The sequence below is a fragment of the Exiguobacterium sp. UBA3968 genome, from assembly GCF_002385115.1.
Classification (GTDB): domain Bacteria; phylum Bacillota; class Bacilli; order Exiguobacteriales; family Exiguobacteriaceae; genus Exiguobacterium_A.
The window spans coordinates 1,249,339-1,275,687 of sequence record NZ_DGCW01000005.1 but is presented as its reverse complement, the minus strand read 5'-3'; the positions used below and the strand labels follow the sequence as shown (position 1 = coordinate 1,275,687).

Here is a 26,349-nt window from a genome sequence, read left to right as displayed (position 1 = left end):
AGGACTGTCATGGAGTTAGCTCACCTTTCGACCACTGGGAAAGTCAGGACTAAAAATGAGGATACGGTATTACTCATCGGGAACGCTGAACGTGGTCTTGCTGTCGTTGCGGATGGTATGGGAGGTCACGCTGCTGGCGATATCGCAAGTGCGATCGTTCGCGAGGTATTTGAAGCATCCTTTTCCCTCATGCCAAATCGCCCGATGGAATTGTCCGAATGGATAGAACAACGTGTAGCCGAAGCGAATGCCCGGATTCTTCAGTTTTCAAAAGAAGAACAACTTGCGATCGTCGGAACGACCATTGCCTGTGTGTGCTGGGTCGAGGATTTGCTCGTCATCGGTCATGTTGGAGACAGTAGGGTCTATGCTCTTGAAGGTACGGCGTTAAAACAATTGACGGATGATCATTCTTACGTCAACATGTTACGACAAATGGGAGAGCTTTCGGACGAGGAAGTCGAAAATCATCCACGTAAAAATGTCATCACACGATCGGTCGGCTCGAACGAAACGGTCGAAGTCGACATTCAAGTAAGAGATGCTCCAGACTATGACCTCGTCCTTGTGTGTAGCGACGGGTTGACCGATGAAGTGCCAGATGATGTCATTGAACAAATCATCTTACGGGATGATCCGCTTGATGAGATCGTCGGACAATTGGTGAAAGAAGCGAATGCTCGAGGAGGCGCGGATAATATTACGATTGCCGCCATCCGGTTCAAAGAAAGAAAGAGGGTCTGAATATGCGATACGGAGATCGATTAAATGACCGCTACCGCATAGAACGGCTAGTTGGAAGTGGCGGGATGGCGAATGTCTATCAAGCCTATGATGAGATTTTAAAGCGTCATGTTGCCATTAAGATTTTACGGACTGAATTTTCGCATGACGAACAGTTCATTCGTCGATTCGAACGTGAAGCGCATGCTGCTACCAGCTTGAATCATCCAAACATCGTTGCCGTCTATGATGTAGGCGAAGAAGATGCCATCTATTACATCGTCATGGAGTATATCGATGGTATGACATTAAAGACATTTTGTGAAAATCAAGCATTACCTGTGCCGCAGGCCGTCGATATCATCGCTCAAATTTGTGATGCGATCGATCATGCCCATGCACACCGAATCATCCATCGCGATATCAAACCGCAAAACATGTTGATTCGAGAGGATGGTACCGTCAAAGTAACGGATTTCGGAATCGCTGTGGCGATGTCGAATGCGACTCTGACGCATACGATGTCGGTCCTTGGGTCTGTCCATTACTTCTCGCCAGAACAAGCAAAAGGTAAATTTGCCGATGAGAAGTCGGATATCTATTCGCTTGGTGCTGTCTTATACGAACTTGTGACAGGACAAGTCCCGTTCGAGGGTGATTCACCGGTCGCTATCGCGCTGAAGCATCTGCAAGATACACCGCGTCGTCCATCCGTCTTGAATCCGAAAGTGCCACAAGCGCTTGAGAACTGTATCATGCAGGCGCTCGCAAAAGCACCGCATGACCGTCAGCAGTCCGTCGCAGCCTTTAAGGCAGATATGGTGACGGCGTTGTCTGACGAACGAGCAAGTGAAGGCATCCGAGGTGCAGAAGAGGATGAGATGGAAAAGACGATGGTCTTATCACCTGTACAAGTGCCAGAAGAATCAAAAGCGGAACCGGACACACCTGTCGTCACGACCGTTCAACCGAAACCGTCAGAAAAGAAAAAGAAAAAACGCTGGTGGGTCATCCTATTATTACTTGTATTACTCGGTGGAGCGGCTACGACGTTTGCGATGTGGCCGGATCCTACCGTTACGGTACCGTCCGTCGTCAAAACGGATGGAGATGAAGCGGAAACGAAGCTTGAGAAACTTGGATTCGTCGTTGAGACGACAGAACGAAACAGTGATACGGTCGATGAGGGAGACGTCATCAGTCAGACACCGCGTGAAAACGCGCAGGTGAAAAAGGGCTCGACAGTCAACTTGGTCGTCTCTACCGGAAGTGCTCCGGTCGAAGTACCGGATGTGACAGATGACGCTGAAAAAGAGGCGATTGAGACGCTAAAAGAGGCTGGATTCGCTAAAGTCGAGGTCGAACGTGAAAAGTCGGATGAAATCGAGCGAGGTAATGTGATCCGGCAATCGATCTCGGCTGGTACGGAGGTCATCGCGAAAGAACAAACGATTACGATCACCGTCTCGGAAGGAACATCTTCTTTCGAGTTGAAGGATTTGACGAACTTATCGAGTGACGAAGCAAAAGCCTACCTGGACGAAAAAGGGCTCGATGGAACGTTCGAGCAAGAATTTTCTAGCGACGTGAAACTCGATCAAGTTATCCGTCAATTCCCACAAGCAGGGACTCAAGTCGAACCGAACGACTCCGTGACGGTCTTCATCTCAAAAGGTGAGGAAGAAAAAACGTTGACAGCGACGTTCCCTGAAAAGGTCGTCTATGACGCGGTCAGCGAGAACGAGGACGAGGAACCACCGAAACAAGTCATCCGGATTGAGACGGAAGATGCGAAAGGGAAGCGGACCGTCATCGAGGAATCGATTGATCAAGATGAGACATTCGACGTGCCGGTGACGATTGATCCGGGAGAAGAAGGCAAGATTACGATTTATAAAGACGATACGGTGTATCGTTCAAAAACCATCACGTACAATCAAGCAAAAGACGCACAGTGAATGTGATGAAAAAGGAGTGCATAGGATGACGGAACAACGCATCGAAGAGAATCGAGAAGGAACGATCATACGCCTGCAGGGTGGCTTTTATGATGTCATGACACCAGAAGGAGAGGTCCGTTCACGGGCAAGAGGGAATTTCCGAAAACGCGGCATCAGTCCAGTCGTTGGAGACGAAGTCGTTCTTCATATCGAAAGTGAGACCGGGTATATTCTCGAAGTGAAGGAGCGGGACAACTTTTTAGTACGCCCGCCTGTCGCGAATATCGATCAAGCGTTGCTTGTCGTCTCGGCTGCAGAACCTGATTTTTCAGCGCACTTGCTCGATCGTTTCCTCGTCTTGATCGAAGCGAAGGAAATCCAACCCGTCATCCTGTTAACGAAGATGGACTTGCTTGATGATGTCAAAGGTCCTGCAGTTAGAGAGGCAATTGCCGCTTACCGGAAGATTGGTTATACGGTCATCGAGACATCAAGTGAGACATTGACAGGTGTTGAACAAGTCCGTCCGTTACTGGCCGGGAAAACGAGCGTTCTTGCCGGACAATCCGGTGTTGGGAAAAGTTCATTGCTCAATGCACTGGAGCCCTCTCTTGATTTAGAAACAAGTGCCATCTCGAAATCACTCGGACGCGGACGTCATACGACGCGCCACGTCACATTGATGCCGCTTGCCGAAGGATTGATTGCCGATACGCCAGGTTTCTCGAACCTCGATTTTCCGTATGATATGGAAATCGAGGATGTACGGTGGAGCTTCCCTGAATTCGTGGCTGTACAAGATGATTGCAAATACCGAGGTTGCTTGCATTTGAATGAACCCGGTTGTGCCGTCAAGGAAGCCGTCGAAGCCCAAGAAATCATGTCCTCTCGTTATGAGAACTATGGTATGTTTATAGACGAAATCAAGAATCGAGCCCGGAGGTATTGAAGATGATTAAAATTGCACCATCTATCTTATCAGCAGATTTTGCGAATCTCGAACGCGATGTTAAAGCAGTCGAAGCAGCAGGCGCGGACTATATCCATTTTGATGTCATGGACGGTCAGTTCGTACCGAACATCTCATTTGGATTACCTGTGCTTAGCAGCTTACGTCAAAAGACGGATATGATTCTCGATGTCCATTTGATGATCGACCAGCCAGAACGTTTCGTCGAGGATTTCGTCAAAGCAGGGGCGGACATCGTGACGTTCCACGTCGAAGCGACGAATCATGTCCATCGTGTCTTGCAACAAATCAAAGCAGCGGGCGCAAAGGCAGGAGTCGTCTTGAATCCCCATACGCCATTATCAACGATTGAACACGTCCTTGAGGATGTCGATATGGTCTTATTGATGACGGTCAATCCGGGCTTCGGTGGACAAGCCTTCATCGAGCGTGTCATGCCAAAACTCGCATCACTTGCGCAAATGAAAGCAGATCGCGGTCTGACATTTGAAATCGAGATTGACGGTGGCGTCAATCCGGAAACGGCAAAGCTTTGCATCGATAACGGTGCGAACGTTCTCGTCGCAGGATCAGCAATCTACAATGCACCAGATTATGCGGAAGCGATTACTAGCATTCGTCAAGGGGCTGCCGTATAATAAGAACGAGAAAACGAAATATGATGACCGCAAGGGGTGTCGCTTGAAAAGCGGCTGAGAGGAGTCTTTTAGACTTTAACCCTTCGAACCTGTTCCGTTCAAACGGACGTAGGGATGTGGCGCACGCAGGCAGTACGGCGTTCGTCGTACTGCCTTTTTGCGTCCTCTCGTACAATAAAGGAGGAAAATAGCATGAAACGGTTACAAATGATGATGGAAATTGCCATCTTCGCCAGTCTCGGAGTCGTCTTTGATTTACTGATTCCATTCAAAATGCCACAAGGTGGCTCGATCAGCTTAGCGATGTTACCGATCTTCGTCATGGCATTTCGCCACGGGGTCGTCGGAGGGGTCGTCACGGGAGCGCTTGTCGGTACGATTCAATTGATGTTCGCTCCACAAGTCTTGACGATCGTTCAACCGATGCTTGACTATACGATTGCGTATGGTGTCGTCGGATTAAGTGGTCTGTTCGCGCGTCAAGTCAGACTAGCCGCACGCAATGGACAAAAGAAAAGCTTGATGGCGTTCGTTCTCCTGGCGACGTTATTAGGCGCAGGACTCCGTTATATCTGTCATGTCATCAGTGGAATCGTCTTTTTTGCCGAGTATGCCGAAGGTCCAGTCGTACCGTATTCATTGATTTATAACGCGACATACATGGTACCGTCTTACGTTCTTTGTGGTGTCGTTGCGGGTCTTTTATTTACGACTGCGCCACGCTTACTCCGTTATTCGGCACGAGGCGTCTGAGATGCGGGCGATTCTCGTCTGTGCCGGTCCGCGAGAAGAAGCGCCGGATTTACGGACGTTTTGTCAGCCAGGTGATTTTATCGTCGGTGTCGACGGTGGTGTTCAGACGATTGAAGCGTTTGGGCTGACATGCGACCTGACGATTGGTGATTTTGATTCGCTTGGTTATGTACCAGAAGGGGCAATCGTTCATCCGGCCGAGAAAGATGAAACGGATCTCGAACTGGCACTTCGTACAGTCTCAGAGGAGAAACAGTTTGAGGATACCTTCATTATCGGGGCGACAGGTGGGCGGCTCGACATGACCGTCCAAAATGTATATCTATTGAAGCGATACCCAGAGGCACGACTCGTGACGAAACGAGAAGAGGTACGATACTTGGCTGAGGGAACGTATGCAGTCGAAGCAGGGAGCTATCATTATCTTTCGTTCATTCCACTCGTACCATCGACTTTAAGCTTATCCGGAGTCAAATATCCACTTGATGCACATCCAGTACCGGTCGGAGGTTCCTTGACCGTCAGTAATGAATGGTGTGCGTCAGAAGCGAAGGTAGAGCTCCATCAAGGAGAACTATTGATGATGCGGACGCTTAAGGAATAGCACAATCATAGGAAAGAGGCCGTGGATGACTCCGCGGCCTCTTTTTAGATGAAATTATTCTTCGAGTTGAGAAGGGGCGACACGGATGTCGCTTTGAGCGGATAGATGTTTTCCTTTGACGAAGAGATGATAACTTCCCCACATGACAAGGAAGAAAGGAACACCGATGTATAGAGCGATTCGTTGATCCGCTTGAAACGCAAGACTGACGAGGACGACGACGTTAAGTGTCAACGAAATCAGTGGTAACACCGGATAGAGTGGTGTCTTGAATTTCAGTTCGGATAGATCGTGTCCGTTTCGGACGAACTGACGACGAAATGCAAGCTGCGAAGCAGAGATTGAAATCCAGCCGACTTGAGCCCCGAGTCCGGCTAAGGACAAGAGCCAAATGAAGACGGTATCTTCTGCGAAAAATGCGGTCAGAAGCGATAACATCGCGAACATCATCGTAAAGAGCAACGCCCGCATCGGCACACCACGTGCATTGACGTAAGATAATTTCTTTGAAATCATCCCTTCTTGCGCCATTGCCCATAACATCCGAGTCGCCGCATATAATCCGGAGTTTCCGACGGACAACAGTGCCGTCAAGACGACGATGTTCATCAAATCAGCAGCGTACGGAATACCGATCGCATCAAAGACCATGATGAACGGACTGCTGACTCCGCCAGCTGTTTCATACGGAATTAATGCACCAACGATCGTAATCGATAAGACGAAGAAGATGAACGTCCGCCAGACTGTATTGCGGATCGCTTTTGGAATCGATTTTTCGGGCGTGTCGGACTCCCCAGCCGCAACACCAATCAATTCCGTTCCTTGGAAGGCGAAGTTGACGGCAATCATCGTCGTCAAGACACCGAGAATCCCGTTTGGAAACCAACCGCTTGCCGTAAAGTTCGCAAATAACGATGTTGGGCGATCTGCTTCCATCGGTAACCAGCCGAACCAAGCAGCGCCACCTAGAATGATGAAGAACAGGATCGCGAGGACCTTCAAACTCGAGAACCAGAATTCAGCTTCACCGAATGCTTTGGCGGAGACGGCATTCAGACCGAACAGTAAGACCGTAAAGACGGTACACCAGACGACAACGGGTACGTTCGGAAACCAGCGGTCCATCAAACTGCCGGCAGCTGTAATTTCGAGTGCCACCGTCACGGCCCAGCCGAGCCAATAAATCCAACCGACGGCAAAGCCGATTCCTGGTCCGATGAAGCGGGTCGTATAGGTCTGAAATGACCCCGAGACCGGCAGATAGACCGCTAATTCTCCTAGACATAACATCGTCAGATACATGATGGTCCCACCCACGATGTAACTGAGGACCGCCCCGAGAGGTCCTGCTTGTGAAATCGTTAACCCTGACCCTAAAAATAAGCCTGTTCCGATGATTCCGCCGAGTGAAATCATGAACAGGTGTCGACTCGTCATCTCTCGTTTGAGTTGCATGATGACTTCCCCCAATTCTGACAAAATAAAGTACGTTCCTATTGTAAGCGTTTTCAATAAAAGCGACAATTAGTTTATGAGAAAAATAAATGAGGGCATAAAAAAACCGGAAGGGAAGATTCCCATCCGGTGGTTGCGCCTTATACGCGTTCGACTTTACCTGATTTAAGAGCTCGAGCTGAAACCCAAACCTTTTTCGGCTTACCGTCGACGAGGATACGTACTTTTTGTACGTTGACTCCCCAAGTACGTTTTGTTTTGTTCAATGCGTGTGAACGGTTGTTACCCGACTTTGGCGATTTCCCAGTAACGTAGCATTTACGTGCCATGCGTTCCGCCTCCTTTTATGTTGTTTTGCGTTCGTCCTAATAGACACTTTGCTATCTTAGCATGGTGTCAGGGCGGTTGCAACATAAAAAAAGTAGCTGACAAGAAAAAAACTTGACAGACAACCTCGAAATTTAAAATAATGGATGAGGATGATGGTAAAAGTTCATTTGACCGCTACTATTTTTCACTTATTCATTGTATAGTCAGTACGGCGACTTTTCAATAGTAGGTCCTTATAGTAGAATTATGAGAAGAATACAATATTCAAAGGGGGCTACTCAGGTGGCGATCGAGATGAAAACGACCTATGGAAAGATTGATGTAGATAATGATGTCGTCGCGCAACTTGCGGGCGGCGCAGCAATGGAATGTTTTGGTGTCGTTGGTATGGCATCCCAGTCTCAAATCAAGGATGGTCTTGCTGAACTCTTAAAACGTGAGAACTTTGCACGCGGTGTCATTGTTCGACAGGCTTCAGAGCAGGTCCATATCGATATGCATATCATCGTAAGCTATGGAACGAAAATCTCAGAGGTGGCGAACAACGTACAGAGTCGCGTGAAATACACGCTCAGTCAGGCACTAGGTCTTGACGTGACATCTGTGAACATCTTTGTCCAAGGAGTCCGCTTGACGAATGTCTAAAGCGGGAATAGAGGAGGAAACTTTAGTGAGTGTAGATCGTTTAACAGGAGCGCAGTTAGTCAAGATGATTCAAAATGGTGCGGCGAATCTCTATCAAAATGCAGATTTCGTCGATTCATTGAACGTCTTCCCTGTGCCAGATGGTGATACGGGAACGAACATGAATTTGACGATGACTTCAGGTGCGAAAGAAGCAGGTAAATCAACTTCGGATTCTGTATCGGAAGTCGCGAACGTCTTCGCACGTGGATTATTGATGGGGGCGCGCGGAAACTCTGGCGTCATCTTAAGTCAATTGTTCCGTGGATTCTCGAAATCAATCGAAGGCAAAACAACGATTGATACGAAGGAATTCGCAGATGCGTTACAAAAAGGTGTCGATACAGCATACAAAGCAGTCATGAAACCGGTCGAAGGAACAATCTTGACGGTTGCCCGTGAAACAGCTGTCGCTGCTATCGCACAATCTGAGACGACGACGGATTTCTTAGAGTTGATGCGTCAACTCGTCGAAGCTTCGAAAGTATCGCTCGACGGTACACCAGAACTTCTTCCGGTATTAAAAGAAGTCGGCGTTGTTGACTCTGGTGGTCAAGGTCTCGTCTGTATCTATGAAGGATTCCTCGCGACACTCGAAGGAAAAGAACTCGACAAACCGCATGCGCCTGTCATGGAAGCACTCGTCGAAGCAGAGCATCATAAATCGGCTCAAAGCTTCATGTCGACAGAAGAGATCCATTACGGCTACTGTACGGAAATCATGGTTCGCTTCCAAGATGACAAGTTAGCAAATGCGCCGTTCAGTGAAGAAGCATTCCGGAACGAATTAGCGGAATTCGGTGATTCGTTGCTCGTCGTCGCGGACGAAGAGCTCCTTAAAGTTCACGTCCACGTCGAAACGCCAGGAGAAGTCATCACAAAAGGACAACGTTTCGGTGAGCTCGTTGCTGTTAAGATTGAAAATATGCGTCAACAACACTCGACGATCCTCGAAGAAGAGGGCGCGAACCAAGTCACTCCAGTCGCTGCACCGAAGACAAAAGCGAAAGCAGCCCTCGTGACAGTCGCAATGGGTGAAGGTATCAGTGAACTCTTTAAATCACTCGGTGTCAGTGTCGTCATCGAAGGCGGACAAACGATGAACCCGTCAACGGAAGACATCGTCAAGGCGATCGAGGATGCACACGCTGAACATGTCTATGTTTATCCGAACAACTCGAACATCATCATGGCCGCTGAACAAGCAGCTTCTGTTGCGAATTGTGGCGTAACTGTCGTGAAATCAAAGACAGTCCCACAAGGTTTGGCGGCGACGATCGTCTATAATCCGGAAGCGACTGTTGAAGAGAACGAAGCACACATGGAGGATGCGATCGCAGCTGTGAAGTCGGGTCAAGTCACATATGCCGTTCGTGATACGAATATTGATGGTGTTGAAATCAAGAAAGACGATCACATGGCGATTGCTGAAAAACAAATCGTTGCTACGGACACTTCGAGTCTTGGTGCTGTCAAGAAACTGGTCGATACACTCGTCACAGAGGACGACGAAATCATCACAGTTCTTTACGGTGAAGGCGTTTCGACAGAAGAAGTCGACGACCTCGTCGCGTACATCGAATCGGTTAATCCGGATGCTGAAGTGGAAGTCCACGACGGCAAACAACCACTTTATTCGTACATTTTAAGCGTCGAATAAAACCATCATACTGAAAAAGGGCGACTAGCCTTTTCACGAATCCCACCATCTGCGATAATAGAGGTGGGATTTCGTTTGTTTCATAGAGAGGGGAAAAGAAATGAAATATCGTAGCGTCTTTGACATCATCGGACCAGTCATGGTTGGTCCATCGAGCTCGCATACAGCAGGGGCTGCACGGATTGGATTGATGGCGGGTAAATTATTCGGGGAAACGCCTACTGTCATCCACATCACGTTTTACGGTTCATTCGCTGATACGTATCGTGGACATGGAACGGATGTCGCCATCATCGGCGGTGTTCTCGGATACGATACGTTTGACGACCGGATTCCGCAATCGATCGATATCGCGAAGTCGAAAGGGATTGAGATTCATTTCGAGACGAGTGAAGCGTTGACGGATCATCCGAATACGGCTCGTGTCCATTTGACGAATGGAGTAGAAGAGTTTGAATTGGTCGGTATTTCAATTGGTGGGGGAACGATTGAAATCACGGAATTAAATGGCGTACCGCTTCGTTTGTCCGGTGGGGGACCGGCACTTGTCGTCTTACACCATGACCGGTTCGGAGCAATTGCAGCCGTGACGAGCATTTTGGCTGATTACGAAATCAACATCGGGCATATGGAAGTATCACGGCACGAAAAAGGAAAACAAGCACTTATGGCAATTGAGATTGATGACCGGATAACGGCAGAAGTGTTGGAAGAAATCGATCGGTTACCTCAAGTCGAGCGTGCCGTCATGATGGGAGAGTGAAGAAATGTTTAAATCCGTTAAAGAACTCGTCGCCATCGCGACGGAACGAAATATTCCAATTTCGGAAGTCATGATCGAACAAGAGATGACGGTTCGTCATTTGGAGCGAGATGAAGTCTATGCGATGATGGAACGAAACCTACAAGTGATGGAAGATGCGGTCGCTCGTTCACTTGATGGCGACGGTGTCCAATCGGTGACAGGTTTAACTGGTGGAGATGCTGTCTTACTCCAGCGGTACCGTGCTTCAGGTAAAGGATTATCCGGTGATTTATTACTGGACGCCGTTAGTAAAGCAATCGGAACGAATGAAGTCAATGCTGCGATGGGAAAAATTTGTGCGACACCAACGGCAGGGAGTGCCGGCGTCGTGCCAGGTACGTTATTTGCGGTCAAAGATCGCTTAAACCCAACGCGTGAGCAAATGCTACGCTTCTTATTCACATCCGGTGCGTTCGGCTTCGTCGTCGCGAACAATGCGTCGATCTCCGGAGCGGCTGGTGGCTGTCAGGCAGAAGTTGGTTCAGCAACAGCGATGGCAGCTGCTGCCATCGTTGAGATGGCGGGCGGAACACCGGATCAGTCAGCACATGCCTTTGCGATCGCACTGAAGAACATGCTCGGACTCGTCTGTGATCCTGTCGCAGGACTCGTCGAAGTGCCATGCGTGAAACGCAATGCGATGGGCGGGGCGAATGCTGTTGTCGCTGCCGACATGGCACTCGCAGGAATCACGTCACGGATTCCGTGTGATGAAGTCATCTCAGCCATGCATGAGATTGGTCAGATGATGCCGTCTGCGCTTCGCGAGACAGCAAAAGGTGGACTCGCGAATACGCCGACGGGTCGCTGGCTCGAAGCGAAAATCTTCGGAGAGTTATCGAATGAATCCATCACGTGACGTCAAGACATTAAAAGGTGTCGGACGGGATTTGGCGAAAAAACTAGAAGAGATGAATATTCTCACCGTTGCGGACGTGCTCGAGCACGTCCCGTTTCGTTATGACGACTTCGTGACGGGAAGTCTAACGGAAGCAATCCATGAGGATAAAGTCAAGTTCACGGGTCAAGTCCAGTCTGAACCACTTGTGCGCTATTATGGCAAAGGAAAGAATCGTTTAACGTTCCGTCTGCTCGTTGAAGAACGGTATAGTGTGACCGTAACGATGTTCAACCGGGCATTCTACAAAGACCAATTGCAACTCGGAGCAGAAGTGACTGTCAGTGGCAAGTGGGATTTACACCGGATGACGATCTCTGCGACGGAATTGCAATTCGGGGCAATCGAAGGCGAATTGACACCCGTTTACTCGCTCCGGGGTGACATGCGGATGAAGACATTCCGACGCGTCGTCGACTTGGCGTTCAAGGAGACTGAGGCATTAGCTGAACGAATCCCGGATAGCATCCGGAAGACGTATCGGTTGCAAGACCGGATGACGATGTTGAAGTCGCTTCATTTCCCAACGAATCGACAAGAGTTGACGGCTGCTCGTCGCAGTTATGTCTACGAGGAGTGCCTCTATTTCCAGCTGAAATTACAGGCGTTACGTCTTGGACGACGGAAAGGTCGAGGGATGGCCTTGCCTTTACATGAAACGGATATCGCGAATTTCATCAAGAGCCTGCCGTTTCCGCTGACAGGTGCCCAGCAACGTGTGACAAAAGAGATCCTAGACGACATCGGTCGCGGCGAACGAATGAATCGGTTGCTGCAAGGGGATGTCGGAAGCGGGAAGACCGTCATTGCTGCCATCGCCTTGTTCGCGACGGTTCGTGCGGGAAGACAAGGCGCTTTGATGGTGCCGACCGAAATTTTAGCGGAACAGCATGCAGCGTCGCTTGCCCCATTGCTTGAACCACTTGGGATTCGTGTCGGTCTGCTGACGAGTTCAGTCAAAGGAAAAGCGCGCGCGCACTTGCTAGAAGCCCTCGTGACAGGAGAAATCGACGTCTTGGTCGGAACACATGCGCTGATTCAAGACACCGTCCAGTTCAAGGTATTACACCTCGTCATCACCGATGAACAACATCGCTTCGGTGTCGAACAACGGAAACGATTGCGCGCGAAAGCCGAACAGGCAGATGTATTATATATGACAGCGACACCGATTCCGCGTACGCTTGCGATATCGGTCTTTGGAGATATGGATGTTTCGATCATCGATGAGATGCCGGCGGGACGAAAGGAAATCGAGACCTACTGGGCGAAACCGCAACAGATGGAACGCGTTTTCGGGTTCGTCGAGAAAGAATTGTCGCAAGGTCGACAAGCCTACGTCATCACGCCATTGATCGAGGAATCCGAATCACTCGAAGTTCAAAATGCGATCGAATTACATGCGACATTGACCGAGCGGTTCAAGCCCTATCATGTCGGTTTGATGCATGGGCGCTTGACTTCTTCAGAAAAAGACGAGGTCATGCAGGCGTTCAAGGACAACACCGTTCAAATTCTTGTTTCGACGACGGTCGTCGAGGTCGGCGTGAACGTTCCGAATGCATCGATCATCGTCATTCATGATGCAGAACGCTTTGGGCTAGCTCAATTACATCAATTAAGAGGACGCGTCGGACGAGGCGATGCTCAGTCGTACTGTATTCTAATTGCTGATCCCTCTTCCGATACCGGAAAAGAACGGATTAAGACGATGACGGAGACGAACGATGGCTTCAAGCTAGCGGAAAAGGATTTGAAACTGCGCGGAGCCGGAAATTTCTTCGGTACCGAACAAAGTGGATTACCGAGATTCGTCTTAACCGATCCAGCACTTGATATTCAAGTCATGGAAACGGCCCGACAAGATGCAGTCCGATTACTGCGATCGGATGCTTTTTGGCAAGCGCCGGAATACGATGTCTTACGTGAATATATCGAACGGCAAGGGCTTCTTGAAGGAGAAAGAATCGAATAATACTTGAAAGTGAACAACAAGGGATATATACTACTGTTAGTACCAGGTAATAATAGTAGTCATCCTTCTTGTGGGAGGAACGTACATGCGGGTACCTAAAAAACAGAGACAACAAGAATTATTACAGACGATCGAGCAAAATCCGTTCATCACGGATGAAGCGCTGGCGACACGATTTCGTGTCAGTATCCAGACGATTCGTCTGGACCGGATGGAATTAAAAATTCCGGAATTACGGGAGCGAATTAAACATGTCGCGACTGAACGCCTGGATGATGTGCGTACGTTGACTGAAAATGAAGTCATTGGTGATATGATTGACCTGAAACTTGATACATCTGCCATCTCGATCCTTGAGGTTTTGCCGGAACATGCGTTTAGTCGAAATGCAATCGCCCGTGGACATATCTTGTTCGCACAGGCGAACTCGCTTGCGATTGCGCTCATCGATGATGAACTCGCGTTAACGACCCGTGCGAACGTTCAGTTCACACGCTCCGTCCACGTCGGAGAACGCGTTGTCGCGAAGGCATTCGTCAGTTCCCATCGCCAAGATGGGCGTTCTGACATCACGGTAGAGAGTTATGTCGGTGAAGAATGTGTCTTTATCGGCGAATTCACAGTGTATCGAAGTAGTAAGGAGGAATCGAAATGATTTTAGCAGTTGACGCCATGGGGGGCGACCATGCACCCCGTGCCATCGTAGAAGGGGTCGTTGCCTATCTGGCAGAACGTCCAAACGACAACATCGATATCCGACTAGTCGGAGATGAGTTGAAGTTACGCTCATACACAATCGAGGATTCGCGCGTGACGATCGTCCACGCAGCATCCGTCATCACCGGAGAAGATGAACCGGTACGTGCCATTCGCCGCAAGAAAGATAGCTCACTCGTTGTGGCTGCAAACCTGGTGAAATCAGGAGAAGCAGATGCCTTGATTTCAGCAGGCAACACGGGAGCGCTCATGACTGCCGGATTGTTCGTCATCGGTCGAATCGAAGGAGTTGACCGTCCTGCACTGGCCCCGACTTTCCCGACACGTAATGGGAAGGGTGTCGTCATCTTAGATGTCGGCGCCAACCCGGATGCGAAGGCAGAGCATTTGCTCGATTATGCCATCATGGGGTCTGTCTACGCAGAACAAGTTCGCGGTATCACACGTCCTAAAGTCGGGCTCCTGAATATCGGATCAGAAGCCGGTAAAGGGAATGCATTGACGAAGGAAACGTATCCGCTACTTGAGACAGCACCGATTCATTTCGTTGGGAACGTCGAGGCGAGAGAAGCGATGAGCGGTGACGTCGATGTCATCGTTACGGAAGGTTTTGCCGGCAACACGTTACTTAAGAGTACTGAAGGGGCAGCCAGTATGATCATGGGTGTCATGAAAGAACAATTCATGAGCTCGTGGACATCAAAGCTCGCCGCTCTCGTACTTAAACCGAAGTTGAAAAAAATGAAGCAGTTGCTCGCCTATGAAGAATATGGTGGTGCCGGACTATTCGGTATTGCGGCTCCGGTCATCAAGGCGCATGGATCAAGTAATGCCTATGCATTCAGCAGAGCGCTCGTTCAAGCTGAAAAGATGGTCGAACAAGAAGTCGTTGCCAAAATCGTTCAGGCGAAAGCAACTGAAGCACGTTAAGAAGGAGTGAGACGAGATGGGGAAAACAGTTTGGATGTTTCCGGGACAAGGGTCACAGACGCCTGGAATGGGACAGACGCTCATCACGCAAGACGAGACACGCCAAGCACTCGCTGACCTCGGAACGCGAATTGGTCTGGATCTGACGACGCTGATGACGACAGGGACGAAGGATGAATTGAAAGCGACGGATATCGCTCAACCAGCCATCGTCGCACACAGTGCATTACTCGCACAGCAGTACGCAGCACAAGGACATACACCTGATTTCGTACTCGGACACAGTGTTGGAGAATATAGTGCGCTCGTCGCAGCTTCTGTCATCACACCGTCTGAAGCCGTCTATCTCGTCCGCGAACGCGGAAAACTCATGAATCAAGTCACGGGTGGAACGATGGCAGCAGTCATTGGCATGAATGATGTCGAGGCAGCCCATCACGCGGTTGAATCAATTGCGGCAACGGGAGAAATCGTTCAAATCGCCAACTACAACTGTCCTGGACAATTCGTCATCTCTGGACAAATCGCGGCGGTCGAATCTGCCACAGCGAAGTTAAAAGAGCTCGGAGCAAAACGAGTCTTACCACTTGATGTCTCGGGTGCGTTCCATTCGTCGCTCATGACACCTTTCGCACCACGATTCGAAGATATTCTCGTATCATCACCGTTTAAAGCGGCGAAGACGAAATTCATCTCGAACGTTGATTGTGCATTTCACGATCAACCAGACGAATTGATTCGTTTGCTCGTTCAGCAACTCTATTCGCCGGTCCGGTTCGAATCATGCGTCGAGCGTCTCATCGAAGAGGGTGCGGATACGTTCATCGAGTTCGGTCCGTCATCTCCACTTAGCGGTCTCGTGAAACGAATCAAAAAAGATGCGAAAATCATCAGCATCACGACACTTGAGCAATTGGAAGCGGAGGGAATTCGTTGAGTAAAGTAGCACTCGTCACTGGCGCGTCACGCGGTATCGGAGCTGCCATCGCAAAGCGATTGGCAACAGATGGTTTCCGTGTCGTCGTCAACTATGCAGGAAGCACGGACAAGGCGGAAGCTGTCGTCCGTGAAATCAAGAAAGCAGGCGGTGAAGCACTCGCGATTCAAGCGAATGTCGCTGAAGCGGATGCTGTCAAACAGATGATCAAACAAACGATTGATGCGTTCGGTCAACTGGATTGTGTCGTCAATAATGCCGGCATTACGCGCGATGGTTTACTGATGCGTATGAAGGAAGCAGACTTTGATGCCGTCGTCGATACGAACCTGAAAGGGGCATTCCTCGTCACACAAGCCGCGACACGTCCATTGTTAAAAACAAGCGGTCGTATCATCAATATCGCATCAGTCGTCGGTATTTCCGGAAATCCAGGGCAAGCGAACTATGTCGCAGCGAAAGCGGGTCTGATCGGGCTGACGAAATCCGTCGCACGTGAACTCGCTAGTAAGGGCGTCACAGTCAATGCCATCTGTCCAGGCTTCATCGAGACGGACATGACGGATGAATTGACAGAAGAACAGCGGAACCTGTCACTCGGGCAAATTCCGTTGAAACGCTTCGGTCAAACCGACGATATCGCTTCACTCGTCAGCTTCATTGCTTCAGATGAAGCACGATACATCACAGGTCAAACTCTAGCCGTCGATGGCGGCATGACAATGTAACACAACTAACGGTAGTACTTTGCCAAATCGGCAATCATCTTATATACTCAACTCATGGAGGGATTTTAAAATGACAAAAGAACAAATCTTAGTAGACGTACAAGAAGCAATCGCAGAAAAATTAGGTAAAGAACAAAGTGAAATCACACTTGATAAGTCGTTCAAAGACGACCTCGGAGCTGACTCTCTTGAAGTCATGGAACTCGTCATGGACTTAGAAGACAAGTTCGAAATCACGATCGAAGATGAGCAAGCAGAAAACTTGAAGACTGTCGGCGATGTCGTCAACTACATCGAAACACAAGTCTGATCATTGAAGCTGACCCACCGCAATTTGCGGTGGGCTTTAGCTGTTTAGGAGGAACTATGACGAATCAAAAAGGACGTCGTGTCCGAAAAGGACCCTATGTAAAACGACGCAAGGATGCTCGGACGCTCGCTCAGATCGAGCAAAAATTCGAAGCGTTACAAGAGCGTCTGAATATCAGGTTTTCTAATGTTGAGCTATTGAAACAAGCCTTCACGCACTCTTCGTTCGTCAATGAACAACGTGAGTCGGAAGGGGATAACGAACGCCTAGAATTTTTAGGGGACGCTGTCTTAGAGTTGACGGTGTCACGCTATCTATTCGAACACTACCCGGAACGTTCCGAGGGGGAATTAACGAAATTGCGAGCGGCGATCGTCTGTGAACCGTCACTCGTCCAATTTGCGAATCACTATCAGTTTTCTGATATGATTCTGTTAGGTAAGGGGGAAGAACTGACCGGTGGTCGGAATCGTCCAGCCTTACTTGCGGATGTCTTCGAATCCTTCATTGGCGCCTTGTATCTTGACCAAGGCATCGAAGCAGCCGAACGATTCCTCGCCGAAGCGGTTTTTCCGAAAGTGGCGACAGGCTTTTTCGAAGAACAGACAGATTTCAAGAGTCAATTACAGGAAGCGATTCAACGTGTCGGCTTAGGTGTCATCGAATATGAAATTATAGAGGAACGCGGTCCGGCGCATAGTCGGGAGTTCATCTCTCGTGTTCAAGTCGCGGATGAGCTCGAAGGGATTGGAACGGGGCGTTCGAAAAAAGAGGCAGAACAACAGGCGGCAAAACAAGCCTTACTTGAATTAAAAAAACAGTTTTAAGCAAAAAAAGGCCGACCATCTCTCGAACGCACAAGAGATGATCGGCTTTTATCGTGTGGTGCTTACTCGATTAAACAGTCTTAAGGGATTTCAGTTCGTCGACGATCGCGTCGACCTCTGCAAGTGATAGCGAGTCTCGCATCATGACGAACTCATAAATCTCTTTTAAGTCCTCATTTTTTGAGCCATCGAACTGTTCTGCTTTAATGACCCCTTTGTTGATGATATTCAATTTATCTAAGATTGCTTCAATCATTTGTTCAATCGTCATCGTGTTATTCGCTCCTCTTCTTCTTGTTTCGCATGATACTACCTTAAAACCTATCATGTTGCTAGCGTTTCGGCTATGGTAAACTGAAAGAAATTCAAAAGAAATTTAAACATACGGGTGATCAAGATGTACTTAAAACGAATTGAAATCAATGGCTTCAAATCATTTGCGAGTCGAACTGAACTAGAATTCCTTCCGGGTGTCACGGCAGTCGTCGGACCGAACGGAAGTGGAAAATCAAATATATCGGACGCTGTCCGTTGGGTGCTCGGAGAACAATCTGCGAAGTCACTACGTGGGGCGAAGATGGAAGACGTCATTTTTGCCGGCAGTTTGTCTGAACACCGAAAACAATTTGCAGAAGTGACGCTCGTCTTAGATAACGAGTCGGGAACGGTCGCGTTACCTTATCAGGAGATCAGTGTTACACGTCGTGTCAGCCGTAATGGCGATAGCGATTATTTTTTAAATAAAAAACCATGTCGCCTGAAGGATGTCCTTGATTTGTTCATGGACACAGGCTTGTCGCGTGACGCCTTTGCGATTATCGGACAGGGTCGGGTCGAACAAGTCATTTCCGGAAAACCGGAAGAACGTCGTGCTGTCATTGAAGAAGCAGCAGGCGTCTTGAAGTATCGTCATCGCAAAAAGCAAGCCGAGCGGAAATTAAGTGATACGGAAGCGAATCTATCGCGTGTCGATGATATTTTATATGAACTTGGTGGACGAATCGAGCCGTTACGTGAACAAGCAGCGCTCGCGAAAGAGTATCTCGTCGCTCGAGAACGGCATGATGTACTGGAACGTGGCATCTTGGCGCATGAAATCACGACGTATCAGACGGAGCTCGAAACACTGGCGCGTGATATCGCACAATGTGAAGAACGTCTTGCATCTCAAAAGACAACTCACGAAGAGACCGTCGTGTCCCGGGAGAAACAAGAAGCGACGCTTGAAGAAGAACGACAACAAGAAAACGCTTTGCAGGAGCAACTTCGACATGTCTCGACGCGACTTGTTGAGATCCAAGGTGCCCTTAACCTAGCAAAAGAACGTGAAAAACACGGTACCGAGACGAAAGAGCGACTCGAACAAGAGGTCGCGATCGTCGAAGAACGCGTCAAGGAACTAGAACTCGAACTAACCGCTTTACAGGAACGCCAAGCAGAAGTCGATCAGGAAGCAAAACGGATTACGGCTGAGCGAGAACGAGCTGATCAAGCGTTGACACAAACTGATCGTGATTTTGATAAGGAAGCCGAAGCATTACGTTCGGAAGCCTTTGAAGTGGCGAGTCGATTGGCTGCGACGAATAATGCCTATAATCGGGCGAAGCAAGATCTCATGCAGGCAGAAGAACAACAACGTTCCTTTACGGTGGATAGCGGTACGAAGCAGTCGACCCGTCGTCAACTTGAGGAAGACGTCGCTCGATTAGAAGCGGACGTTGCTTCGATCCGGACAGAATTAGATCAAGCGACTGAGGAAGAGGCAACGGCACTCGCAGCACGAGACGAACAACAACATGCGTTACGCCAAGTTGAACAGTCCGTTGCGGATTTAGAGCGACGTCGTCATAAGACGGAAGATCGGATTGAATTTCTTGAATCCGTCAAAGCCGACTATAGCGGTTATTTCGGTGCCGTTAAGACGATATTAAAACAACGAGATCATTACCCAGGTATTCACGGAGCGGTCGCGGAGTTGATTTCGGTCCCTGCGCGATTTGAAGCGGCAATCGAGACGGCGCTTGGTGGGGCAATGCAAAACATCGTCGTTGATACCGATGCGACAGGACGTCGTCTAATCCAGGAACTGCGACGCTTAAATGCCGGTCGAGCGACGTTCATGCCGCTCGCCTCACTCCAAACACGTGAAGTCAACCGTTCGGTGCGAGAACAAGTCGGGGAGATGTCTGGATTCGTCGGGATCGCAAGTGATCTTGTGACGACAGACGAGACGCTGACGAAATTAAAGATGAACTTACTCGGTACGACACTCGTCGTCGAATCACTTGAACAAGCGAACCAAATTGCCCGTTCGACAGGACATCGCTATCGTCTCGTCACGCTCGAAGGAGATGTCGTCAACGTCGGTGGAACGATGACCGGCGGAAGTCGGAAAAAAGGCACACCATTGTTCAGTCAATCGCGCGAGCTCGACGAGTTAAAAGAGGGACTGACGCGAGGGCAAGCGGTCATTCGGGAGCAGATGCGCCGCTTGGAAGATCTAAGAGCGGCGATTCAGACGCTTGATGCTACTGCTCGGACGCGGACAGAAACGATTCAAGAATTACAAGGACAACTCGAGCAATCGCGGGATACGTTGGCAGATGCGAAGCGTCACCTCGCCGTCATGACGTCCGAATTATCGGTTGAAGATCGGCAGATGGCACGTGTGCTCGAACAAGAACAGGAAGCACGCCGTATCATCGAAATGTCAGAAGTCGAGATCGCGAAATGGACGGAACGTCAAACAGAGCTCAGACAAGCACTTGATCGTCTTAAGGATGCTCAAGCCCGTGGTGCCGTCACGATGGACGAACTGAAGAAGGAACAAGCAGAAGCAGTTCTTGAAGAGCGGACGATTCAAATGAAACAAGCGCAACTCACGCAAGAGATCGAGCGTCTGACGGAACAGGTCAGTCACGCGAAGCTTGAACGTGGTCATAAACGCCGTGACTTGCGTCATGTCCTTGAAGGCTTCGATGAAGCGAAAATCGATGCCTTGCACGGCGAGCAGCGTGAACAGGAACAGGAGCAGAAGCGGGTCGAGACCGAAATTGTCGCGATCGGGCAACGGATTCAAGTGCAGGCAGAATCCTTGCGCTTAATTCGAATTCGCGAAGCGAAGACGAAGGACGATCAACAAACGACGAAACAGGCACTCGAGCAGCTACGACTCTCGCAAGGGAAAACGAGCACGCGTCTTGAGACAAGACAAGAAATGCTCGAAGAGATGGGATTACTGCTCGAGTTGATCGCTCCGCTCGATCAATCGTATGATGAGGCGAAAGAGGAAATTCATCTGCTCAAGCGTCAACTCGAAGAAATCGGCATCGTCAATATCGGTGCAATCGAAGAATTCGCGGAAGTCGATGAGCGGTTTACGTTCCTATCGGCGCAACGAGATGATCTCGTCGCCGCTAAAACGGATCTCTATGGTGTCATTGAAGAGATGGACCGGGAAGTCATTCGATTGTTCCGACAAACGTATGATGCCGTCCGTGAGCATTTCCGAGAAACGTTCCGGGAGTTGTTCGGGGGTGGAGAAGCCGACCTTGTACTCGTCGATCCGACTGATCTACTGACGAGCGGAATCGATATCGTCGCGAAACCGCCAGGCAAAAAGCTACAAAATTTGTCGCTCTTGTCAGGTGGAGAGCGTGCCTTGACGGCGATCGCTCTCTTGTTCGCGATTCTAAAGACCCGTCCTGTCCCATTCTGTGTCCTCGATGAAGTCGAGGCGGCACTTGATGAAGCGAACGTCGCGCGATTCGGCGAATTCGTCCATCAGCTAGCGCGCGAGACACAGTTCGTCATCATCACCCATCGGAAAGGAACGATGGAGGCGGCAGACGTCTTGTACGGCGTCACGATGCAGCAAAACGGGATATCTGAAGTGTTATCCGTTAAACTAGAAGAGGCACGACGTACATTAAGTGAAGAACCAAAGGAGATTAAACAATGAGTTTCTTTAAAAAACTGAAAGACCGCTTGACGACTTCGACGCAAGAAGTCACGACGAAATTCACACAAGGACTGACAAAGACACGCGATGGACTGGCAAGTGCCGTCAATGATCTCGTCTATCGTTTCCGCGAAGTCGATGAGGATTTCTTCGAAGAATTAGAGGAAGTATTGATTCAAGCCGACGTCGGCGTGACGACGACAATGGATTTGGTCGAGGAGTTAAAGACAGAAGTTAAACGACGTAACGTCAAGGATCCAAAAGAAGTACGTGATGTCCTCGTTGAAGTCGTCGCGAAGATGTTAGTTGAAGAGGAAGAGACAGCACTCGATCTCGATCATGAGCTGAACGTCATTCTCTTCGTCGGTGTTAATGGGGTCGGGAAGACGACGACGATCGGGAAACTTGCGAACCGCTTGAAACAAGAAGGCAAGAGCGTCATGTTAGCAGCGGGTGATACGTTCCGTGCGGGTGCAATCGATCAACTGCAAGTCTGGGGCGAACGCTCCGGTGTACCGGTCATCCGTCAAGGAGAAGGATCGGATCCGGCCGCTGTTGTTTACGACGCTGTCCAAGCAGCTAAAGCACGTAAGGTCGATGTCCTGATTTGCGATACGGCAGGACGCCTTCAAAACAAGGTCAACCTGATGAACGAACTTGAAAAGGTCAAACGTGTCATCGAACGTGAAATTCCAGGCGCTCCCCACGAAGTATTGCTGGCGCTTGACGCGACGACTGGACAAAACGCGATGGTGCAGGCGAAAGCCTTCAAACAAGCGACGAACGTCAGCGGGATCGTTTTGACGAAGCTTGATGGAACGGCAAAAGGTGGAATCGTCCTTGCGATCAAGAACGAATTGAACCTCCCGGTCAAGTTCGTTGGTCTTGGTGAAAAAATCGATGATTTACAACCGTTTGATGCAGAACAATTCGTGTATGGATTGTTCGGTGATGTCTTTGAAGAAAAAGAAAACGTTGACACGGAAGAAAGCGCAGAATAAGCGACGTTTCATGTAAAGAAAAAAACTTGACAACACACTGTGAGGGCTGTACTATACTATCTGTAAAGGAATTTCACTTAACATTGCGGAGGTGCTCGGATGACACTTGATAAAACGAACCGGATGAACTATCTGATTGACTTTTATCAGGAGCTTTTGACGCCAAAACAACGGAATTACATGTCACTCTATTACTTAGATGACTTTTCCTTAGGTGAGATCGCCGATGAGTTTGAAGTCAGCCGACAAGCAGTCTACGACAACATAAAACGCACGGAAGCCATGCTCGAGCAGTATGAAGAACGACTATCCCTGTTCAAGAAACACGAACGGCGAAAGCAGTTACTCGATCAGCTGAAGCAATGCGACCTTCCGGGTGAAGCCCTAGTGATCATTGAGACATTGGAGCAATTAGAGTAGGAGGCATTCTTAATGGCATTCGAAGGATTATCGGAACGGCTTCAAGCCAGTCTCGCTAAAATGCGAGGTAAAGGTAAGATTTCTGAAGCAGACGTCAAAGAGATGATGCGCGAAGTTCGCTTAGCGCTACTCGAAGCCGACGTCAACTTCAAGGTCGTCAAACAATTCGTAAATGATGTAAAGGAACGTGCCGTCGGACAGTACGTCATGACATCTTTGACGCCAGGGCAACAAGTCGTCAAGATCGTCCATGATGAATTGACGAATCTGATGGGTGCGGAAGTGTCACCATTGACGCTTGCGAACCGTCCTCCGACCGTCATCATGATGACAGGTCTGCAAGGGGCAGGTAAAACAACGACAACGGGTAAGCTTGCCAATCATTTACGTAAAAAACATAATCGTAGTCCTTTGCTTGTTGCGGCGGATATTTATCGTCCGGCAGCAATCAAACAATTAGAGACACTCGGGAAACAATTGGAGTTGCCGGTCTTCTCAATGGGAGATCAGGTCAGTCCGCAAGAAATCGTTACCGGTGCACTCGATTATGCAAAAGAGCATCATCACGATATCGTGTTGATCGATACGGCAGGTCGTCTGCACGTCGATGAGGAACTAATGCAGGAACTCGTTGATGTTAAAGAGATCGCCAAACCGCATGAAATCTTCCTTGTCGTCGATTCGATGACGGGTCAGGACGCCGTCAATGTCGCAGAAAGCTTCAATGAGAAGCTTGGCGTGACGGGGGTTGTTCTGACGAAGCTCGACGGAGATACGCGAGGTGGTGCAGCACTCTCCATCAAGGCAGTCACCGGAGCACCGATTAAGTTCGTCGGTCTTGGAGAGAAGCTCGATGCCATCGAACCATTCTATCCCGAGCGGATGGCTTCTAGGATTCTAGGCATGGGAGACATGCTGACACTGATTGAAAAAGCAGAGTCACAAATGGACGCTTCGCGTGCCAAAGAGTTAGAAAGCAAAATGCGCGATGCATCGTTTACATTCGATGATTTCATCGAGCAGTTGCAGCAAGTGAAACAGATGGGTCCACTCGACGAACTGTTGGGAATGATCCCTGGGGCAGGTAAAGGGAAGATGAAGGGGTTGAAAAACGCCCAAATCGATGAGAAGCAACTCGTGTATGTCGAAGCGATTATCCAATCGATGACGAAACGAGAGCGGACTGAACCTGAAATCTTGAATGCGAGTCGTCGGAAGCGGATTGCCCGTGGTAGCGGACGCAGTATCCAAGAAGTCAACCGTCTCATTAAACAGTTCGAAGACATGCGGAAAATGATGAAACAATTTTCCGGACAGATGGGCAAAGGGAAAAAGAAAGGCTTTGGCCTTCCATTCTTTTAAAAGTCTTTTCTCTTTTGCTGTAACGTTGTATACTAATGAAGTTGTCAATTTGACTAAACGAAAAAATCATCTATTATTTGGAGGGACTTACGAATGGCAGTTAAAATTCGTCTTAAGCGCATGGGCGCAAAAAAATCACCTTTCTACCGTGTGGTAGTAGCAGACTCACGTGCACCACGTGATGGTCGTTTCATCGAGCAAATCGGATACTACAATCCAGTTGCTAAACCAGAAGCAGAAGTTAAAATCAACGAAGAGCTAGCTCTTAAATGGCTCTCTGAAGGTGCTAAACCTTCGGACACAGTTCGTAACCTCTTCTCACAAGCTGGTATCATGGAGAAATTCCACAACGCGAAACTCGCGAAGTAAGACGTTAGGAGGTGAGCAAAAGCTTACCTCCTTTTTTTAATTCAAGAAAGGAAGTGAAATGAATGGAATGGTTGGAAATTGCGAAAATCGCCAATACACATGGTCTAAAAGGTGAATTAAAGTTACTCGCGAGCACGGATTTTCCGGAGGAACGCTTTAAAGTCGGGAAGGAAGTTTTTCTTGGATCTGACGGAACGTACACACCGGTGACAATCAGTGGTTACCGAAAACACAAACAATTCATCATGGTGACGTTCAAAGGGATGCACCATATCAATGACGTCGAGAAGTATAAAGGATTGAAACTCTATGTCCACGCAGAAGATTTGCAAGACTTAGACGAGCATGAATTTTACTATCATGAGATCATCGGTTGTACGGTTTATGACGGTGAGACGAAAATCGGAATCGTATCCGACATTCTTGAAACAGGCGCAAACGACGTCTGGACGATCAAACGCGATGGGAAAAAGGATGTCCTGATCCCGTATATCGAGCAAGTCGTTGCTTCCGTCGATGTCGAGCAAAAACGTATCCAAATCACACCGCTTCCAGGATTGATTGAAGAATGAACATACGAGTGTTGACGCTGTTTCCGGAAATGTTTTCAGCGCTCGATCATTCAATAGTCAAACGAGCGCAAGATGATGAACGTGTCAGTCTTGAAACAATCAATTTTCGAGACTTCTCGACGAATCGTCATGGTAAAGTCGATGATTATCCGTATGGTGGGGGAGCAGGCATGCTGTTGACCCCTCAACCCGTCTTCGACGCGATGGCGAGTCTGCCGGAACGAAAACGACGAATCATCGTCATGACACCGACCGGTAAACGTTTTTCGCAACGGATGGCAGAAGAGTGGGCACAAGAAGAAGAACTGGTCTTCCTATGTGGTCATTACGAAGGATTTGATCAGCGGATTCATGATCACCTTGTAACGGATGAGGTCTCGCTTGGGGACTTCGTCTTGACGGGAGGGGAACTGGCTGCGATGACAATGATTGACGCTGTCGTCCGCCTCTTACCGGATGTCCTCGGTGCGTCTGAGAGTCATGAAGATGATTCCTTTTCGACGGGACTTCTTGAATATCCACACTATACACGTCCTGCTGAATATGCCGGATACCAGGTACCCGACGTCTTGTTATCAGGCAACCATGCCCGGATTGCAAAATGGCGACGGGAACAGTCGCTGAAGCGGACATTTGAGCGTCGTCCGGATCTGTTGGCTGATGCTCCATTAACCGAGGATGATCGTCTTTATTTAGAATCGATTTCAGGATTGTCAAACGATTGAATCTATGATAAGTTAAAACATGTGGCAAAAGCCACCCATTAACGATGTTCCG

The 26,349-nt window shown here is 48.9% G+C and carries 27 protein-coding genes and 1 riboswitch; of the genes, 24 read left to right on the top strand and 3 right to left on the bottom strand.

Going from position 1 to position 26,349, the window contains the following annotated elements:
• Positions 1-9 precede the first annotated feature (9 nt).
• The 6 genes from B3S86_RS08455 to B3S86_RS08430 all read left to right on the top strand — a co-directional run bounded on the left by B3S86_RS08455 (position 10) and on the right by B3S86_RS08430 (position 5,628).
• A complete protein-coding gene (locus B3S86_RS08455) occupies positions 10-744 on the top strand; it encodes a Stp1/IreP family PP2C-type Ser/Thr phosphatase (protein WP_290751472.1) in 735 nt (244 codons plus the stop codon).
• 2 nt (positions 745-746) lie between these two features.
• Positions 747-2,681, top strand: a complete 1,935-nt coding sequence (pknB, locus tag B3S86_RS08450; RefSeq protein ID WP_214854573.1) for a Stk1 family PASTA domain-containing Ser/Thr kinase — start codon at positions 747-749, stop codon at positions 2,679-2,681.
• A 25-nt stretch (positions 2,682-2,706) separates the two neighbouring features.
• Positions 2,707-3,612, top strand: coding sequence for a ribosome small subunit-dependent GTPase A (gene rsgA, locus B3S86_RS08445; RefSeq protein WP_290751467.1), 906 nt, complete (start codon positions 2,707-2,709; stop codon positions 3,610-3,612).
• Between the two features lie 2 nt (positions 3,613-3,614).
• Positions 3,615-4,271: a ribulose-phosphate 3-epimerase gene (gene rpe / locus B3S86_RS08440; protein WP_290751464.1), complete on the top strand. Its 657-nt coding sequence runs from the start codon at positions 3,615-3,617 to the stop codon at positions 4,269-4,271.
• Between the two features lie 22 nt (positions 4,272-4,293).
• Positions 4,294-4,403, top strand: a riboswitch (TPP riboswitch).
• 60 nt (positions 4,404-4,463) lie between these two features.
• The gene (thiT, locus tag B3S86_RS08435; protein WP_023468761.1) at positions 4,464-5,024 is read left to right on the top strand and encodes an energy-coupled thiamine transporter ThiT; all 561 of its coding nucleotides are present in this window, start codon (positions 4,464-4,466) and stop codon (positions 5,022-5,024) included.
• Between the two features lies 1 nt (position 5,025).
• On the top strand, positions 5,026-5,628 hold the full coding sequence (locus B3S86_RS08430) for a thiamine diphosphokinase (protein ID WP_290751460.1): 603 nt from the start codon (positions 5,026-5,028) through the stop codon (positions 5,626-5,628).
• Between the two features lie 54 nt (positions 5,629-5,682).
• Here B3S86_RS08430 and B3S86_RS08425 read toward each other — a convergent pair whose 3' ends face one another.
• Positions 5,683-7,086, bottom strand: a complete 1,404-nt coding sequence (locus B3S86_RS08425) for an amino acid permease (protein WP_290751457.1) — start codon at positions 7,084-7,086, stop codon at positions 5,683-5,685.
• A gap of 140 nt (positions 7,087-7,226) precedes the next feature.
• Positions 7,227-7,415 carry a 50S ribosomal protein L28 gene (rpmB, locus tag B3S86_RS08420; protein WP_023468758.1) on the bottom strand — a complete coding sequence of 63 codons (189 nt, stop codon included), beginning with the start codon at positions 7,413-7,415 and terminating at the stop codon, positions 7,227-7,229.
• Positions 7,416-7,698: 283 nt separating this feature from the next.
• On the opposite strand from rpmB, the gene B3S86_RS08415 reads away from it, so the two are divergent.
• The 11 genes from B3S86_RS08415 to rnc all read left to right on the top strand — a co-directional run bounded on the left by B3S86_RS08415 (position 7,699) and on the right by rnc (position 17,887).
• A complete protein-coding gene (locus B3S86_RS08415) occupies positions 7,699-8,061 on the top strand; it encodes an Asp23/Gls24 family envelope stress response protein (protein WP_023468757.1) in 363 nt (120 codons plus the stop codon).
• 25 nt (positions 8,062-8,086) lie between these two features.
• The gene (locus B3S86_RS08410; RefSeq protein WP_414651170.1) at positions 8,087-9,760 is read left to right on the top strand and encodes a DAK2 domain-containing protein; all 1,674 of its coding nucleotides are present in this window, start codon (positions 8,087-8,089) and stop codon (positions 9,758-9,760) included.
• Positions 9,761-9,860: 100 nt separating this feature from the next.
• Positions 9,861-10,523 (top strand): L-serine ammonia-lyase, iron-sulfur-dependent subunit beta, encoded by a 663-nt coding sequence (gene sdaAB / locus B3S86_RS08405; RefSeq protein ID WP_023468755.1) that lies wholly within the window; start codon positions 9,861-9,863, stop codon positions 10,521-10,523.
• 4 nt (positions 10,524-10,527) lie between these two features.
• On the top strand, positions 10,528-11,424 hold the full coding sequence (gene sdaAA, locus B3S86_RS08400) for an L-serine ammonia-lyase, iron-sulfur-dependent, subunit alpha (protein WP_035406913.1): 897 nt from the start codon (positions 10,528-10,530) through the stop codon (positions 11,422-11,424).
• Positions 11,408-13,438 (top strand): ATP-dependent DNA helicase RecG, encoded by a 2,031-nt coding sequence (recG, locus tag B3S86_RS08395; RefSeq protein WP_290751449.1) that lies wholly within the window; start codon positions 11,408-11,410, stop codon positions 13,436-13,438. The genes sdaAA and recG overlap by 17 nt, the downstream gene beginning before the upstream one ends.
• Positions 13,439-13,523: 85 nt before the next feature.
• Positions 13,524-14,093, top strand: coding sequence for a transcription factor FapR (gene fapR, locus B3S86_RS08390; protein ID WP_035406919.1), 570 nt, complete (start codon positions 13,524-13,526; stop codon positions 14,091-14,093).
• Entirely contained in the window at positions 14,090-15,085 is a 996-nt protein-coding gene (gene plsX / locus B3S86_RS08385; protein WP_290751444.1) for a phosphate acyltransferase PlsX, read from the top strand. Before fapR ends, plsX begins: the two co-directional genes overlap by 4 nt.
• Positions 15,086-15,101: 16 nt before the next feature.
• A complete protein-coding gene (gene fabD, locus B3S86_RS08380) occupies positions 15,102-16,022 on the top strand; it encodes an ACP S-malonyltransferase (RefSeq protein WP_214854551.1) in 921 nt (306 codons plus the stop codon).
• Entirely contained in the window at positions 16,019-16,750 is a 732-nt protein-coding gene (fabG, locus tag B3S86_RS08375; protein WP_290751438.1) for a 3-oxoacyl-[acyl-carrier-protein] reductase, read from the top strand. Before fabD ends, fabG begins: the two co-directional genes overlap by 4 nt.
• A 70-nt stretch (positions 16,751-16,820) precedes the next feature.
• A complete protein-coding gene (gene acpP, locus B3S86_RS08370; protein WP_029342095.1) occupies positions 16,821-17,060 on the top strand; it encodes an acyl carrier protein in 240 nt (79 codons plus the stop codon).
• Between the two features lie 56 nt (positions 17,061-17,116).
• Entirely contained in the window at positions 17,117-17,887 is a 771-nt protein-coding gene (rnc, locus tag B3S86_RS08365) for a ribonuclease III (protein ID WP_035406932.1), read from the top strand.
• Positions 17,888-17,957: 70 nt separating this feature from the next.
• Here the strand turns inward: rnc and B3S86_RS08360 are convergent, their stop codons facing one another.
• The gene (locus tag B3S86_RS08360) at positions 17,958-18,158 is read right to left on the bottom strand and encodes a DUF1128 family protein (RefSeq protein ID WP_023468746.1); all 201 of its coding nucleotides are present in this window, start codon (positions 18,156-18,158) and stop codon (positions 17,958-17,960) included.
• A gap of 126 nt (positions 18,159-18,284) precedes the next feature.
• Here B3S86_RS08360 and smc point away from each other — a divergent pair, with 126 nt between their 5' ends.
• From smc to trmD, 7 genes are all read left to right on the top strand, one after another.
• Positions 18,285-21,848, top strand: coding sequence for a chromosome segregation protein SMC (gene smc / locus B3S86_RS08355; RefSeq protein WP_290751433.1), 3,564 nt, complete (start codon positions 18,285-18,287; stop codon positions 21,846-21,848).
• Positions 21,845-22,849, top strand: coding sequence for a signal recognition particle-docking protein FtsY (gene ftsY, locus B3S86_RS08350; protein WP_035406938.1), 1,005 nt, complete (start codon positions 21,845-21,847; stop codon positions 22,847-22,849). The genes smc and ftsY overlap by 4 nt, the downstream gene beginning before the upstream one ends.
• Before the next feature lie 99 nt (positions 22,850-22,948).
• Complete coding sequence (locus tag B3S86_RS08345; protein ID WP_023468743.1) at positions 22,949-23,269, top strand: putative DNA-binding protein; 321 nt, start codon at positions 22,949-22,951, stop codon at positions 23,267-23,269.
• Positions 23,270-23,281: 12 nt separating this feature from the next.
• Positions 23,282-24,631, top strand: coding sequence for a signal recognition particle protein (ffh, locus tag B3S86_RS08340; RefSeq protein ID WP_290751424.1), 1,350 nt, complete (start codon positions 23,282-23,284; stop codon positions 24,629-24,631).
• Between the two features lie 93 nt (positions 24,632-24,724).
• The gene (gene rpsP / locus B3S86_RS08335; RefSeq protein ID WP_023468741.1) at positions 24,725-25,000 is read left to right on the top strand and encodes a 30S ribosomal protein S16; all 276 of its coding nucleotides are present in this window, start codon (positions 24,725-24,727) and stop codon (positions 24,998-25,000) included.
• Between the two features lie 62 nt (positions 25,001-25,062).
• Complete coding sequence (rimM, locus tag B3S86_RS08330; RefSeq protein WP_290751421.1) at positions 25,063-25,572, top strand: ribosome maturation factor RimM; 510 nt, start codon at positions 25,063-25,065, stop codon at positions 25,570-25,572.
• Positions 25,569-26,297: a tRNA (guanosine(37)-N1)-methyltransferase TrmD gene (gene trmD, locus B3S86_RS08325; RefSeq protein ID WP_290751418.1), complete on the top strand. Its 729-nt coding sequence runs from the start codon at positions 25,569-25,571 to the stop codon at positions 26,295-26,297. The genes rimM and trmD overlap by 4 nt, the downstream gene beginning before the upstream one ends.
• Positions 26,298-26,349: the final 52 nt, after the last annotated feature.